A 14,332-nucleotide genomic window follows, 5' to 3' on the forward strand; every position below is an offset into this window, starting at 1 on the left:
ATGATCATATTGCCTCTGCTTGAGGCGTGGTGCGGCATACGCAGGCGCGCGGCCGATCTTGATCGCCAGCTGATCGCAGCAGCACGGGAGAGCCAGGCTACGAAGCGGTTGATGACGATCCCGGGCATTGGCGCCGTCACGGCCGTCTCCTATGTCGCCGCGATTGAAGATCCAGCCAACTTCAAAACGTCGCGCTCGGTGGGCGCCTGGCTCGGGCTGACAACGCGGCGCTACCAGTCAGGCGAGGTCGACTACGACGGCCATATCTCTCGAAGAGGCGACCCCCATCTGCGGGGGCTGCTTTATGAAGCGGCGACGGTGATCCTCACGAGAACCAGTGCCAGGAACGAGAGCAGTCTCAAAAGCTGGGGGCTTAAGCTGCGTGAGCGGCTGGGCTTCAAGCGCGCTGCGGTGGCGCTCGCCCGAAAGCTTGCGGTCATCATGCACACCATGCTCAAGACAGGAGAAGGATTCAACAGATTGGCCGGCGCTGCGGCATAAGCGAAGTGTCAGGTCTTCTTGCCTCCGTGCGTCAAGCCTGATTTGAGGCACTGAGCGTCCCAGCTGCGGGCGTGGGTCGGATCATTCCGCTGTAGCGGCCGCAGCTCATCGAGACTGCGCGCAAAACATAGGAAGGTCCTGCCTGCGGAGACCCATTATGCGGCGACCATCTGTCGACCGCGGAGACAACCCTGCTCCCGGCGCTGGACAGCTTTGAAGACAGCATCGCCCAACCAATCGAAGATGTCGCGTTGCCCCGTTCTCAAAAACGGCCAATGCCGAATGCCAAAACGGCCCTTGACTAAGGCAATGCGATTAGACAACCGCTGCACACTTTTGCGCGAAATGCATTAGGCCGGAATGCGGATCGTCGCCCTCAAGCCGCCCAGCGGGCTGTCGCCAAGGGTGACATTACCCCCGTGACTGCGGGCGATGTCGCGAGCGATCGAAAGCCCCAGCCCGGTTCCAGAATCGTCAAGATTGCGCGCTTCGTCGAGACGGAAGAACGGTTTAAAGACATCCTCGCGTGCGCTTTCGGGAATGCCGGGTCCATCGTCATCGAAAGTCACCGTCAGCCATTTGACGCCATGCTTGGCGTCGATCTTCAGCGTATTCGCATAGCGCCGGGCGTTGGAGGCCAGATTGGTGATGAGGCGTGAGAAGGCGTTCGGGCGCACGAGAATACTGTCGTCACCTTCGATGCTGTAGGTTAGTGACTTATCGTGCAGCTCGAAATCGGCCTCGATCTTCTCAAAGATCTCGCTGAGTTTCAGCGAACCGACATCCTCTTCGATCTCGCCGCGAGCGAAGGCCATATAGCCCTCGAGCATAGTCTGCATGTCTTCAACGTCTTCATTGAGGCTCTGCAGATCGGGATTGTTTCCCACAAGAGCGAGCTGCAGCTTGAAGCGCGTCAGGATGGTGCGCAGGTCATGGCTGACGCCGCTCAACATGGCGGTGCGTTGCTCCATCGCCCGCTCGATGCGTTCGCGCATCAGGATGAAGGCGAGGCCAGCCCGGCGTACTTCATCGGCGCCACGCGGAAGGAAATTATCGGGTTTCTGCCCCTTGCCGAAGCTTTCAGCCGCCTGGGCAAGCGTGAGAATCGGGCGGATCTGGCCGCGAAGGAAGAGGATCGAAATGCCGATCAGCACCAGCGACGTACCGACCATCCAGAGGATGAAGATATGGGTGTTCGATGCATAGGTCTGGCTGCGGCGGGTAAAGACACGCAAAATCTTGTCGGGAAGCTTGATGCGAATCTCGACGAATCTCGAGTCGCCAAGGGTGTCGATCCAGAAGGGGAGGTGAACCTGATCCTTGATCTCGTCGCTCAAAATCCCATCCAGGATGGAGAAGAACGGCTTGGAGCGCGGAGGGGGCAGTTCGCCTCCGGGTTCGATTGAAATGTTTAGATTGAGCTTGTCATGAGCGATGCGGATGATCTCGCTATAATCCGTATCCTCGGGATAAGTCTGTATGATGTCTATGATTGCCGCAATGTCGCGCGTAACGGCCATGGAAAGCCGCTGCGTGACCATCTGCCAGTGCCGCTCCATGAAAACGGCGGCGACAACCGACTGCAGAAGGATCATTGGAATAATGATGATGAGCAGGGAGCGGACGTAAAGCCCTGTCGGCAGCCGACGCCGCAACCACCAGCCCAATCGGCGTAATCTCGGAACTGACGAGTTCTGGTATTCACGCCGTATGGTGTCGAGTATTGCCATCTTGCCGCTGATCCCGCCAGAACCTACGCCATATTAATCGATGCTCAGGCGATATCCTATTCCACGCACCGTCTGAAGCCATACCGGATTGGCCGGATCGTCCTCGATCTTGCGCCGCAGGCGGTTTATCTGGACGTCGATCGTCCGTTCGCCCACTTCCGCGTCATTGCCGATCAGCTCGTGCCTTGGAATGGTGTCGCCGGCGCGCTTGGCAAAGAGCAGCATGATTTCCTGTTCGCGGTCTGTCAGCCGGATGAGTTCGGATGATTTCTTCAACTCCCGACGGACGAGGGAGAAGGTGAAGGGACCGAACATGATCTGCTCGATCTTCGGCGTGTCGGCGGAATTATTGCGCCTCAGGATATTGTTCACGCGCAGCACGAGCTCGCGGGGGTCGAATGGTTTGGCCAGATAGTCGTCCGCTCCGGCCTCCAGTCCCGCTACGCGCGAGTTTGCCTCGGTCAGCGCAGTCAGCATGATGATCGGCACGTTCTTGATGGCGCGCAGACCCTTGGTGAGAGCGAGGCCCGATTCACCAGGCATCATTACGTCCATGATGATGAGATCGAAATCGAGGCCCTGAAGCTTGCGTCGTGCTTCGGCTCCGTCGGCGGCAACGGTGACGCGAAAGCCGTTTTCCGTCAGGTAGCGATTGAGAAGGGCGCGAATGCGCGTGTCGTCATCAACCACAAGCAGGTGAGCCGCATCATCTGAAATGATTGCCATCGTCGTCCTTTTCTCGGTCTAGGTCTCTTTCCGGTTCCGCATCCCCTGGAGGAAATCCCTGACGCTTTCGCGCGCTCCGGGGGTAGCGCCTTCGAATGCGTGTTCAATGCGGCGCGATTGCGGCCCTGCCAAGGCAAGGGCAAGCGCGCGTCCCGATGCCGTCGGATACAACTTGCGCTGTCTGCGATCTTCAGGGCCTGCCACCTGACAAATATAACCTGAATCGATCAACTGTTTGAGCACCCTTGCGAGGCTCTGCTTCGTGATCTTCAATGTATCCAGAAGATCGGCAACTGTCATGCCGGGTTCACGGTTAACAAAATGGACCACCCGATGATGCGCTCGGCCGAAGCCGCTTTTCGCAAGAATCGCATCCGGATCAGAGACGAAATCGCGATAGGCGAAAAAGAAGAGCTCGATGATCTCGAAATCGATGTTCTCTGTGTTCTGCATCGGTGTGGCCAGCGGCTCCGGCTTGGCTGCTTTCGAGCTGGTCTGTCGTGGCACCTGGCATTTCCTTTCTTGATTGCACGCTTGAGCGGGATGCCGAAAAGTGTGCGCGGTTTTCGGGCAACATCCCGCCCCAACTTTTTAATTTAGAGACGGATTCAGATTTCAGGTCGATTCGACCTGAAATCATCCGGCTCTAAGGGAAACGTCTGCAAAAATAGGCCGGCTTCGTTGACGCAAATTTTTGCCACTGATAGGTTCCCCGAACCTTGCGGATCCCGGACGGAGGAGCATTTCTTGTCTGAGAAGCCGGCCCGGTTCTGCAACCCCGCGTCAAACGCGTTTTCCCCTTTGGCATCAGTGGATAAAACGTAACGGGGACAATAATCAACAGTCATGGCGCGTTTGCGCCGGAGGATAGACAGATGGCTTCAGTTCCTTTTGACCAATTGGATGGAGAAATATGGTTCAATGGCACGTTTGTCGCGTGGAAGGACGCCAAGATTCATGTACTGACGCATGGGCTCCACTACGCGAGCGCCGTCTTCGAGGGCGAGCGCGCCTATGGTGGCCGTGTCTTCAAATTGACCGAGCATAATCAGCGACTTCACAAGTCCGCGGAGATCCTCGGCTTCAAGATTCCCTACAGCGTGGAAGAGCTCGACGCGGCAACCATCGAGCTTCTCAAGCGACAGGGTTTTTCCGATGCCTATGTCCGCCCCATCGCCTGGCGCGGCAGCGAGATGATGGGTGTTTCGGCCCAAAACAGCAGGATCAATGTCGCCATCGCCATCTGGCAATGGGGAAGCTATTTCAATCCGGCCGAAAAGCTCAAGGGTATCCGTCTCGATATTGCGGAGTATCGTCGTCCCGACCCAAGGACCGCACCGTGCCTCTCGAAGGCGGCTGGTCTCTATATGATCTGCACCATATCGAAGCATGCCGCCGAAGCCAAAGGCTACGCGGACGCGATGATGCTCGATTACCGCGGCCAAGTGGCGGAAGCGACGGGCGCCAACATCTTCTTCGTCAAGGACGGTGTCATTCATACGCCGACGCCGGATTGCTTCCTCAATGGGATTACGCGCCAGACGGTGATCGAGCTTGCGAAGCGGCGCGGCATTCAGGTCATCGAACGGGCAATCATGCCGGAAGAACTCGCGACTTTCAGTGAATGCTTCCTGACGGGCTCTGCTGCCGAAGTGACACCGGTATCCGAAATCGGGCCGTACAGGTTCACGCCGTCGACGATCTCCGAAACGCTGATGAGCGACTACATCAAGGAGGTCTATCCGGCAGCGGTAGCCGCCGAATAGGAACAGAAAGTCGATGGCAAGCCGGGGCGCAACGCTCTTACAGCGCCGTGCGCTCAAGGTCGCTGTAGCACTCTGATTTGTTGCATGGTTCCTCCTTAAATCGGTCTGATTTCAAGAACCATGCAGCAGCTCATCCGGCTGGCTTTCCGACGCAACTATGCGCGCCGCGCCATAACGGCGCCTACGATGCTCGAGAGAACGCCGCCGCCGATCAGGCCGCCGATACCGTCAGCGATAAGTCCAGTCATCGCGGCTTCACCGCCCATCATGCTCAGAAGGATACCACCGCCGATTCCGCCCACCGCACCTGCAATGGTTCGGGCAACAGCATTGATTGCCTGCTGCTTCAGCGCAGCACTGGCTGCATTGCCGCCAATAGCACCGGCGACGACTTGAGTTATAAGTGGCACCAAGGTTTCCATGACTTCCTCCACCATCGGTTTGCTCTCGGAACCGACCCCTTACAGTTGATATCCACCACCGGGTATCACCTGCAATTTTAGCATATTATTATATTTTGGTAGGGGATGGAATGGGAGGCAACTCATGCGAGAAATTTGCATTTCTCCGTTCATCGAGAGAGGCGGCCATAGGGCCGTCTCTCTCGTCTCTCTTGGAGTCATGCACCAGTTCCTATCACTGGTAGACATAGACTATACGCCGCGTGCCCGGATCGATCAGAACCGGCCGATCGTTGATGCGGACATAGCGGTAGTCATAATCCGGTATCTCGCGCACGACGACGTTGGAGGGAACCTGCGCGCCGACCACGACATCACCGCGCAGGCGCACAGTGTCGACAGGGTTGGTGTCGATATAAGTCCTCACTGTCTCGGGCGGTGTGATGGCGTCAACCGCTTCAACCGGGCCTATCAGTTCGTCGCCCGGAGCGGGTTGCGGCGCCGCAGGAACGACTGCGCCGGTCGTCTCATAGGTTACCACCGGTACGCCGAGATCGGCGCGGTGCTCTTCGACGATCACTGGGCCACCATTCCGGTCAACGCTGAGATACTGCGCATAGACCCAGCCGCGCACACCGTTAGCATCGATGCGGCACCACCGGCTGCCTTCGATGCAGCCATCAAGGAGTGTGGAGGAACCGCGGGTAAGGACGCCCACTGATGGATATTGCGGCCCCGGGCCGGCCCGAACGTTGAGATCGCTGACAACGGTTGCGGTCATTTCTGCCTGGGCGAATCCGGCGCTTACGGCGAGAAAGACACCTGCCAGCAGAATGTTTCTCTTCATGGTCATTTTCTCCACTTATTGCCGATGAAATGAAAACGTCTGCTACATGGGGAGGTTCCCTCACGCTGTGTGTCTGCCTGTAATCCGTAAGGGCAATCCGTCAGCCGATGCAGTATCGAGGCTGTTTTCGCCGACATTTGCCGCTATATCCCATGGACGAGACAAGCAAAGCACGAGGCGCTCCATGGGCATGCTCCAGGCCGGCATCATCCCGGTCACACCGTTCCAGCAGAACTGCACCATTCTCTTCGACCCGGAAACGAAAGAGGGTGTCGTCGTGGATCCGGGCGGCGATGTCGATGTCATTCTGCAAGCAATTCGAGAAAATGGCATCGCCGTAAAGGCGATCTGGCTTACGCATGGCCATCTCGATCATGCAGGCGGCGCAAAGGCGTTGAAGGAGGCGCTCGATATCAAGATCATTGGTCCGCACGAGGACGATCTGCCGCTGCTGCAACGGATCGAGACCCAGGCACAGACCTATGGCATTCCAGCGGGAATGCAGAATGTTGTTCCGGATCAGTGGCTGAAGGACGGCGACAGGGTCTCCTTCGGCAACCATGTCTTCGAGGTCTACCATTGTCCGGGACACGCGCCGGGCCATGTGATCTATTTCAACCGGGAGCAGAACTTCGCGCATCTCGGCGACGTGCTCTTCAACGGTTCGATCGGACGGACAGACCTTCCAGGCGGGAATCACCAGCAGCTTCTGGATTCGATTCGCGATAAGGTGCTGCCGCTCGGCGATACCGTTGGCTTCATCTGCGGTCATGGACCCGGCGGACAGATCGGCGAGGAGCGTCGCACGAACCCCTTCCTGCGCGGCATATGAAACAAAAAAGCGCCGCTACAGAGCGGGATGCCGAAAAGTGTGAGCGGTTTTCGGCTAAAATCCCGCTCTAACTCTTTGATGTAGATCAGGGATTCAAATTTCAAGCCGATTCGGCCTGAAATCATCCTGATCTAATGCATGTCGCGCAAAAGTGTGCAGCGGTTTTGCGGAACGACATGCATAAAAACAATAACCTAAAGCCTGTCGCGTCAATCACGCGACAGGCTTTAGGCGGCGCTATTTATCTTCCAAAAAGGCGTTCCGGTCAGCCGGCCGTGCAGAAACGGCGCTCGCCGTCATACCCGACATAGGTGCCGCTACCCGGATCGAACGAGCGGTAACGATAGGCGCAGTAACGTTCCCATTGAGGAGACCAGGGCTCCAGTCCAACGGCCCGAACTGGTGGCGGGTCGGGATAATAATCGCGCTCGACATAGACGCGCCGCGGAGCGCGATAGACCGGAACAGGCTCATATTCCGGCTCAACATAGACAGGAGCGGGCTCGACGTAGCGAGGGCCACTATTGGCAATCGCCGAGCCGACGATCAGCCCCGTAGCAAGACCGACGGCACCGCCGACAAGCGCGTCATCACCGTGATGATGCCGCCAGTCACCCGCTGACGCCGCGCCGATGGACGACAGGGTAAGCGCAACGGTGGTGGCGGAGAGAAGAATCGTTTTGGCGAGCCTGTTCATGATGTCGTATCCTTGATGGGAACCGGATATCGGCTTCCTATGCATCGATTGCGGTACTTTAGGGGCGACAAGCTGAATGCAGGCTGAATGAGAAAACCCGGCATGTCTGCCGGGCTTCAACTCGGATTGAAAGCCTTTTGGAGACTTCAGCCAGCAATCTGCAGATTGACGGCCTTCGGTCCCTTGCCTCGGCGATCCGGTTCTGTGTCGAAGCTTACCTTCTGATTTTCAGTCAGTCCGGCCAGGCCAGAAGCCTGTACGGCAGAAATGTGGACGAAGATGTCGGCGCCACCCTTGTCCGGTTTGATAAAGCCGAAGCCTTTATCGGTGTTGAAAAACTTTACGGTGCCAGTCTCGGCCATGCGTCAGGTCCTTTTCTCTCTGCCCGCCATCCACACGGGCAGCATTACACTATTGCCCTTGTGGGGCGTGGGCAGGCAGTTCTCGAAATGTGAGGAAAAGGTCCCAGTACCTCGGCGTGATTTTTGACGTGACTCTCGTGCATCATCTTCAAAAATCAGGCTGACCGGAATATTAGCGTTTCCGGCGCGCATTGTTTATAAGGACTTCCCATGCTCGCAAAATGCCCGAACGCGTTCGAGAGTGCTGCGTTTATTCGAAATTAGCAAGCAAAAGTTTTTTAACGTGTCGTTAAGGGCACACTCGATCTCGCCGACCCTGTCGACCATCGCCGCAAAATTCAACTTCTTGCAGCCGCTGGAGGTCATCTTTTATATCGGTTGTAATGCAGTTCTTGGTAGATTTTACCTCAGATGCTCGGCTTTAGCGCGATTTAGCGATACATAAAAAAATTGCGATGGCGCTAACCGGATAGGCTGGTGGCAGCATTAGCCGGCGAGCTGGAGGCGGCGGCGAGTCAATTCCGGGACGAGCTCGACCATTAACATCGCGGTAAACATCAGCGCGCAGCCGACATAACCGAGCGGAGAAATGGTTTCGCCGAGGAGCAGGGCGCCCAGTGTGGCCCCGAAGAGTGCTTCCGATGAGAGAAAGATCGCCGCTTGCGAGGATGTCGTGTAGCGCTGACCGATGACCTGCAGCACGAAGGCGAGGCCAGATGAAAAAATGCCGACATAGAGGATTTCACCGAGGACGGCGCGGACCGCTTCGAGGCTCACGGGTTCCATCAATACGGCGATAGCAAGAGCGGCGACTGCCGTCACGCCAAATTGCGTGGCTGAAAGGGCAAGTGGCCGACCGGTTTCTCTGACAGCGATACCCGCAAAGGTGATTTGGATCGCCCAGAAGCCTGCGCAAATCACGGTCAGAAGATCGCCTGTCGTGAGGCCGGACAGCGCGCCGCCCGAGAGGAGATAGATTCCAGTCAGCGCCATGGCCGAGGCAGGCCATATGATCCAGTGAGGCGGGCGGCGAAGGAATATAACCGCGATCAGCGGCACAAAAACCACGTAGAGCCCGGTGATGAAACTGGAGTTCGTAACAGTCGTCGTCTTCAAGCCGATCTGTTGCGTAACGGCACCACCGAACAGAGCCAATCCGACCGTAACGAACAGGACCATATGCCTGCGAGTAAGCTTGGCAGACGCTCTGCGCGATTCAGTTCGGACGAAGGGCAGGACGACGAGCGTAGCCACGGCAAAGCGTAGCCCGATGAACCAGAGCGGGCCTATCGCCGCCATGGCAGTCGACTGGGCAACGAAGCCGCCGCCCCAGATCGCAGCGGCGAGCAACAGAACGAGATTCGCCTGGATGCGCGTCATTTTCACCCTTGATGTCGGGAAGGAGTATGAACAGATCACGCCCCATCGGACGCGTGGAAACCGCAATAACACCTTTTCTTCTTATACATAAGCCTCGATCGAGCATTGGTGCTGATTTTATGCGTGGTGGTGCCCGCTGCCGATAAGCTTCAGACTGTTGTTTTCATGCATGTCGTACCGCAAAAGCGTTGCACACTTTTGCGCGACATGCATTAGCCTTCCTGGCGGGTAGCGCGCGACACACGCAGCAGCCGGCCGTCATCCTCGTCGGTGACCATGAGCAATGCACCATCGGGCGCAACGATGACATCACGGATGCGGCCATAGTCGCCATTGAACACGCGCTCCTCGGCGACGAACTTTCCGCTTTCGTCGCGCTGCATACGCGACAGGAGCTGGTATTTCAAAGCGGCGATGAGGAAATCGCCATCCCACTCTGGGAACATCTTGCCGCGGTAGACGGCAATGGCGCCTGGCGCGATCGATGGGTCCCAATAATGGAGCGGCTGCTCGAGTCCTTTCTTGGCAGTGCCTTCGCCGATCTCAGCGCCAGAATAGTCGCGACCATAGGTAATGATCGGCCAGCCGTAATTCTTGCCCGGTTCGGGCGCGTTGATCTCATCGCCGCCGCGTGCGCCATGTTCGACGGTGTAGAGCTTGCCGTCGGCGGAATCGAAAGTGATTCCCTGAGGATTGCGGTGGCCCTTGGACCAGATTTCGGGCAGGCCTTTGGAGCCTCCCGGATCTGGGTTGGAGGAAGGGATGCTTCCATCTGTGTTGATGTGAATGATTGAACCGGCATCGTCCTGCCAATCCTGGGAACGATCCCTGTCGCCGCGGTCACCGATACCGATGAATAGGCTGCCATCGTCAGCGATCACGATGCGAGAGCCGTATTGGATATTACCGGAGGTAAAGCGTTTCATCGCGAAGATTTGCTTCAGGTCTTCCAGGCGCCTCTCATTGCCGGAAAGCGTCGCGCTGTAGACAGCGGTTCCGGAGCCGCCAGATTTGGGTACTGAGGCAGTCAGATAGAGCTTCCGCGTGGAGGCGAAATCAGGGGCGAGGGCGACGTCCATGAGGCCGCCCTGTCCGCGGGCATGGATTTTCGGCAGCCCGCCGATCGGATCGCTGACCTTTCCATCGCGGACGATGCGAATGCGACCTACACGCTCGGTCACGATGAAGGCGCCATCGGGCAGCACCTCTACCGCCCAGGGATGATCAAGGCCATCAGCGATCGTTTCCACATGCACCGTGACTTCCTGCGTGCTTACGTCTTCCGGGGGCGCTGCGATAACTGGGGTAAAGGCGGACAGGGCGATTGCCAGCGCCATCGTCGCTGAGCGAGCCGGACCGCAAAAGCCGGTATAATAGAAAGCCATTGTGATGTCCCCCTTTGCGCCGCTTCCCGCATGCAACGTGGCGCGGCGCGTCTTCCGCTTCAAGTCATCCTGGGGGAGGGTGTCGCCGGATAACGCATTTGTGTTTGGCGGTTGATTGGCTGCACCTGCCAGCTAAGCGCAATACCTTCGTTGTCGAACTATAGCGTATCCGCTGAACTGAGCGCCCCGCCGTCGACACTCACTGGCATCACCGCATGTTGCGGACGCAACACCTCCGGCTCAGTCATGAAATCGGTCCGAAATTCGACACCGTCTCTGCGCAGCTCAGGGTCCAAGCCATGATCGAGGATCGCCTGAGAAAGCTCGGTTTCCGCCTTCACGTAGTGACCATTGCTGATGAGGGCGAGGCTTGAAAGAGCAATGGCGGTAATGCCGACTGTGATGATCTTTTCGATCGGAGAAAGCTGGATCAGGGCAGATGGCTTCATTGGCTTCTTCGTTGAGGCCGGCTCCTCCGTCGGTTCGACGTACATGGCGAGCGCGGCCGCTGCCGCCATTTCCAGTTCTAGATAGCTCGGCAGTGCTTCATAGGCTGACGTGTCGGCTTTCCATTCGTCCGTGGAATATCTGTCAGCCATGGCGCTCGATCCTTGCTGGAGGCGCTTGGTCGCAAGTGCATCATCAAAAAACATGGCTCGTCCTCAAATAGCAATTATCTGGCGCTAAAAGAGCACCGCGATGGCGGCTCCATCGCGACCGAATTGCGGCATGGCTCGGTATTTGTTGCGGCTTCTTTGTGGCAATGACATTTTCGTGATGCCTATGATTTGTTAACGAAATTTTGAATGTTCGAGATGTCGATTTGACAGCGGCCGGACCTTGGTGACCAAGCGCCTGTTGAAGCATTGAAGCCGGGCGCAATATGTCGTTTTCTACGGAGCGCGGGCAAGAAAATCGCGTCATGGTTGCGACCTTAGACTTAGGCGCCACGTCCTTGGCAAACCAATCAATAGAAATCATGTCACCATGACAGCTTTGTGCTTGAAATGCCGTCATACATTGGACATAGAGCTAACCGCAGAAATCCGGTCCACAGGCTTTCTGCTGTTTCCAACCAACAGGACCGATCATCATGGCCTTTCTTGCCGACGCCCTTTCCCGTGTGAAGCCTTCCGCCACCATCGCCGTTTCCCAGAAAGCCCGCGATCTGAAAGCAAAGGGACGCGACGTGATCGGACTTGGCGCCGGTGAGCCGGACTTCGACACACCGGATAATATCAAGAAAGCCGCCATCGACGCGATCAACCGTGGCGAGACGAAGTACACGCCGGTCTCGGGCATTCCGGAGTTGCGCAAGGCGATTGCCGCGAAGTTCAAGCGCGAGAACGGTCTCGAATATGCGCCCGAGCAGACGATTGTCGGTACGGGCGGAAAGCAGATTCTTTTCAACGCCTTTATGGCGACGCTCAATCCGGGCGATGAAGTCGTCATCCCTGCGCCGTACTGGGTTTCCTATCCGGAAATGGTGGCACTTTGCGGCGGCACACCTGTCTTCGTCTCGGCAACGCAGGAAAACAATTTCAAGCTCAAGGCCGAGGACCTGGAAAAGGTGATCACGCCGAAGACGAAGTGGTTCGTCTTCAACTCGCCGTCAAACCCCTCAGGCGCCGCTTACAGCCATGCCGAACTCAAGGCGCTGACCGATGTGCTGTTGAAGCATCCGCATGTCTGGATCCTGACGGACGACATGTACGAGCACCTGACCTATGGCGATTTCAGGTTCGTCACACCGGTCGAGGTCGAGCCCAAACTTTATGATCGGACGCTTACGATGAACGGCGTCTCCAAGGCCTATGCAATGACAGGCTGGCGCATCGGCTATGCAGCCGGACCGTTGCAGCTCATCAAGGCGATGGACATGATCCAGGGACAGCAGACCTCGGGCGCCACCTCGATTGCGCAATGGGCCGCCGTCGAAGCGCTCAACGGTCCGCAGGACTTCATCCCGCAGAATAAGAAGATCTTCGAAGGTCGCCGCGATCTCGTCGTTTCCATGCTAAACCAGGCCAAGGGCATCTCCTGCCCAACTCCGGAAGGCGCCTTTTATGTCTATCCGTCCTGCGCTGGCCTGATCGGCAAGATCGCGCCCTCCGGCAAGGTCATCGAGACTGACGAGGACTTCGTTTCGGAGCTTTTGGAAGCGGAAGGCGTTGCTGTCGTTCACGGGTCGGCTTTTGGCCTTGGCCCGAACTTCCGCATCTCCTACGCGACATCGGAAGCGCTCCTCGAAGAGGCTTGCCGCCGCATTCAGCGCTTCTGCGCAGCCTGCAAATAAGCCGCCTCGGATTCTGACCATGATCAAAGCTCGCCGGTGCGGCGGGCTTTTTGTTCGACGCGGCGGCTCGATTCAGTTTTATCTTAGTCCGATTGAGCTTTCTCGCATCATTGGCTGAATTCAAAGTCCAAGGGCGGAGAGCATAAGGAATGTGGCAAAGAGGATGAAATGCGTCATGCCTTCGATGGCGTTGGTTACGCCGTCGTTCAGGTTGATGGCCGCGGCGATCAGCGTGATTGCGACCATCACGGTCTGGACGGGAGACATCGCCATGATGAAGGGCTGGGCGGTATAGAGCGCGATCGCTTCCATAACGGGCACGGTCAGGATCACGGTCGAAAGTGAGGCTCCCATGGCGATGTTGACGGTCGCCTGCATGCGATTGCGCAATGCCGCGCGCAGTGCTGTCAGGATCTCCGGCGCGGCTGAGATTGCGGCCACGACGATCGCGGTAATGGCAACCGGTGCCCCCAGATCCTTGAGGCCGGCATTCATGAAGGCTGACATGAATTCCGCGAGAACGCCGATGATGATTACGCCTGCCAGAATAATTGCGATGGAGACGAAGGCGGAACCGCCCGCGTGCTCTTCGTCTGTGGCGTGCTTCCTCATTTCCGTCTTCGGGTAGCTGTAGCTGAAGAAATAGCTGTGCTGGCCGACCTGCATACGCAAAAACAGCGCGTAGAGCGCGATCATCGCGAAGATCGTGAAGGCGGAATAATAATGCCACTTGGCGCTCGGAATGAACTCCGGCACGACCATGGAGATGCCCATGGCCGTCAGGATCATGACCCCATAGGTCTTTCCGGAATCATCATTATAGGGTTGCTCGCCATGCTTGAGCCCGCCGAGAAGGGCTGCCAGGCCGAGAATGCCGTTGATGTCGAGCATGACCGCTGAATAGATCGTGTCGCGAACGAGCGTCGGCGAGCTTTCTCCACCCATCAAGATCGCCAGAATGATGACCTCGACGGTGACTGCCGACAGCGTCAGGATCATGGTGCCATAAGGATCGCCGACCTTAACTGCCAGGATTTCCGCGTGATGGGCGACGCGCATCGAGACGAGCACGATCGTCACGACTAGCAAGGCGGCGGCAATCAGTGCGGCGCTTCGACCCATTTCGAGGACTGAATGATCCACAGCGTAGGCGATTGTCGCGACCAGGAGCGCCACTAACAGAAATCTTTCCTCTTTCAGCAGTTGCGATGTTCGCAAGTTTCCAGCTCCGGCCTTGAATTGTCGCTTCAGTCTAAGCCAATGATTTTCTGCATCAAGTGCCTGCGGACCCGGCTAAATTTGCAGTCCGGCGCATTTGATGGAATACTGTTCCTATCGGTCAGCCGGAATGATGTCGCGGCGTCCTCTTGAATTCTCGCCAGATGAACCCGCGATCCAACCGGATGAAA

General features: G+C 57.3%; 15 protein-coding genes. 4 read left to right on the forward strand and 11 right to left on the reverse strand.

Translation table 11 applies throughout. The features are described from left to right. Nucleotides 1-501 (forward strand): IS110 family transposase (locus AAE029_RS04155; RefSeq protein ID WP_371071551.1); only part of this gene is annotated, 501 nt, incomplete at its 5' end. A 350-nt stretch (nucleotides 502-851) separates the two neighbouring features. Here the strand turns inward: AAE029_RS04155 and AAE029_RS04160 are convergent. Genes AAE029_RS04160 through AAE029_RS04170 form a run of 3 tightly spaced genes read right to left on the reverse strand, consistent with a single transcriptional unit; the run spans nucleotide 852 to nucleotide 3,464 of the window. Next, on the reverse strand, nucleotides 852-2,231 hold the full coding sequence (locus tag AAE029_RS04160; protein ID WP_371071552.1) for an ATP-binding protein: 1,380 nt from the start codon (nucleotides 2,229-2,231) through the stop codon (nucleotides 852-854). 33 nt (nucleotides 2,232-2,264) lie between these two features. Beyond that, nucleotides 2,265-2,957: a response regulator gene (locus tag AAE029_RS04165; protein ID WP_371071553.1), complete on the reverse strand. Its 693-nt coding sequence runs from the start codon at nucleotides 2,955-2,957 to the stop codon at nucleotides 2,265-2,267. Nucleotides 2,958-2,975: 18 nt separating this feature from the next. Beyond that, complete coding sequence (locus AAE029_RS04170) at nucleotides 2,976-3,464, reverse strand: MarR family winged helix-turn-helix transcriptional regulator (protein ID WP_371071554.1); 489 nt, start codon at nucleotides 3,462-3,464, stop codon at nucleotides 2,976-2,978. Nucleotides 3,465-3,832: 368 nt separating this feature from the next. Between AAE029_RS04170 and AAE029_RS04175 the strand changes: the two genes are divergently transcribed. Next, nucleotides 3,833-4,723: a branched-chain amino acid aminotransferase gene (locus AAE029_RS04175; RefSeq protein WP_371071555.1), complete on the forward strand. Its 891-nt coding sequence runs from the start codon at nucleotides 3,833-3,835 to the stop codon at nucleotides 4,721-4,723. A 155-nt stretch (nucleotides 4,724-4,878) separates the two neighbouring features. Here the strand turns inward: AAE029_RS04175 and AAE029_RS04180 are convergent, their stop codons facing one another. Then, nucleotides 4,879-5,145: a hypothetical protein gene (locus AAE029_RS04180; protein ID WP_371071556.1), complete on the reverse strand. Its 267-nt coding sequence runs from the start codon at nucleotides 5,143-5,145 to the stop codon at nucleotides 4,879-4,881. Between the two features lie 214 nt (nucleotides 5,146-5,359). Continuing rightward, the gene (locus AAE029_RS04185) at nucleotides 5,360-5,977 is read right to left on the reverse strand and encodes a DUF1236 domain-containing protein (protein WP_371071557.1); all 618 of its coding nucleotides are present in this window, start codon (nucleotides 5,975-5,977) and stop codon (nucleotides 5,360-5,362) included. A 184-nt stretch (nucleotides 5,978-6,161) separates the two neighbouring features. Between AAE029_RS04185 and AAE029_RS04190 the strand changes: the two genes are divergently transcribed. Continuing rightward, the gene (locus tag AAE029_RS04190; RefSeq protein ID WP_371072085.1) at nucleotides 6,162-6,803 is read left to right on the forward strand and encodes an MBL fold metallo-hydrolase; all 642 of its coding nucleotides are present in this window, start codon (nucleotides 6,162-6,164) and stop codon (nucleotides 6,801-6,803) included. Between the two features lie 265 nt (nucleotides 6,804-7,068). On the opposite strand, the gene AAE029_RS04195 is transcribed toward AAE029_RS04190, so the two are convergent. The 5 genes from AAE029_RS04195 to AAE029_RS04215 form a co-directional block, all read right to left on the reverse strand. Beyond that, nucleotides 7,069-7,500: a BA14K family protein gene (locus tag AAE029_RS04195; RefSeq protein WP_371071558.1), complete on the reverse strand. Its 432-nt coding sequence runs from the start codon at nucleotides 7,498-7,500 to the stop codon at nucleotides 7,069-7,071. 146 nt (nucleotides 7,501-7,646) lie between these two features. Beyond that, on the reverse strand, nucleotides 7,647-7,862 hold the full coding sequence (locus AAE029_RS04200) for a cold-shock protein (protein WP_007534130.1): 216 nt from the start codon (nucleotides 7,860-7,862) through the stop codon (nucleotides 7,647-7,649). 486 nt (nucleotides 7,863-8,348) lie between these two features. Beyond that, the gene (locus AAE029_RS04205) at nucleotides 8,349-9,242 is read right to left on the reverse strand and encodes a DMT family transporter (RefSeq protein WP_371071559.1); all 894 of its coding nucleotides are present in this window, start codon (nucleotides 9,240-9,242) and stop codon (nucleotides 8,349-8,351) included. A 212-nt stretch (nucleotides 9,243-9,454) separates the two neighbouring features. After that, complete coding sequence (locus AAE029_RS04210) at nucleotides 9,455-10,579, reverse strand: PQQ-dependent sugar dehydrogenase (RefSeq protein ID WP_371072086.1); 1,125 nt, start codon at nucleotides 10,577-10,579, stop codon at nucleotides 9,455-9,457. Between the two features lie 206 nt (nucleotides 10,580-10,785). After that, on the reverse strand, nucleotides 10,786-11,280 hold the full coding sequence (locus AAE029_RS04215; protein ID WP_371071560.1) for a hypothetical protein: 495 nt from the start codon (nucleotides 11,278-11,280) through the stop codon (nucleotides 10,786-10,788). A 440-nt stretch (nucleotides 11,281-11,720) separates the two neighbouring features. Between AAE029_RS04215 and AAE029_RS04220 the strand changes: the two genes are divergently transcribed. Continuing rightward, nucleotides 11,721-12,923, forward strand: a complete 1,203-nt coding sequence (locus AAE029_RS04220) for a pyridoxal phosphate-dependent aminotransferase (RefSeq protein ID WP_371071561.1) — start codon at nucleotides 11,721-11,723, stop codon at nucleotides 12,921-12,923. A gap of 120 nt (nucleotides 12,924-13,043) precedes the next feature. Here the strand turns inward: AAE029_RS04220 and AAE029_RS04225 are convergent, their stop codons facing one another. Further along, a complete protein-coding gene (locus AAE029_RS04225; RefSeq protein ID WP_371071562.1) occupies nucleotides 13,044-14,141 on the reverse strand; it encodes a calcium:proton antiporter in 1,098 nt (365 codons plus the stop codon). Between the last annotated feature and the right edge of the window lie 191 nt (nucleotides 14,142-14,332).

Origin of the sequence: Sinorhizobium sp. CB7 (genome assembly GCF_041357635.1) — a bacterium.
Classification (GTDB): domain Bacteria; phylum Pseudomonadota; class Alphaproteobacteria; order Rhizobiales; family Rhizobiaceae; genus Rhizobium.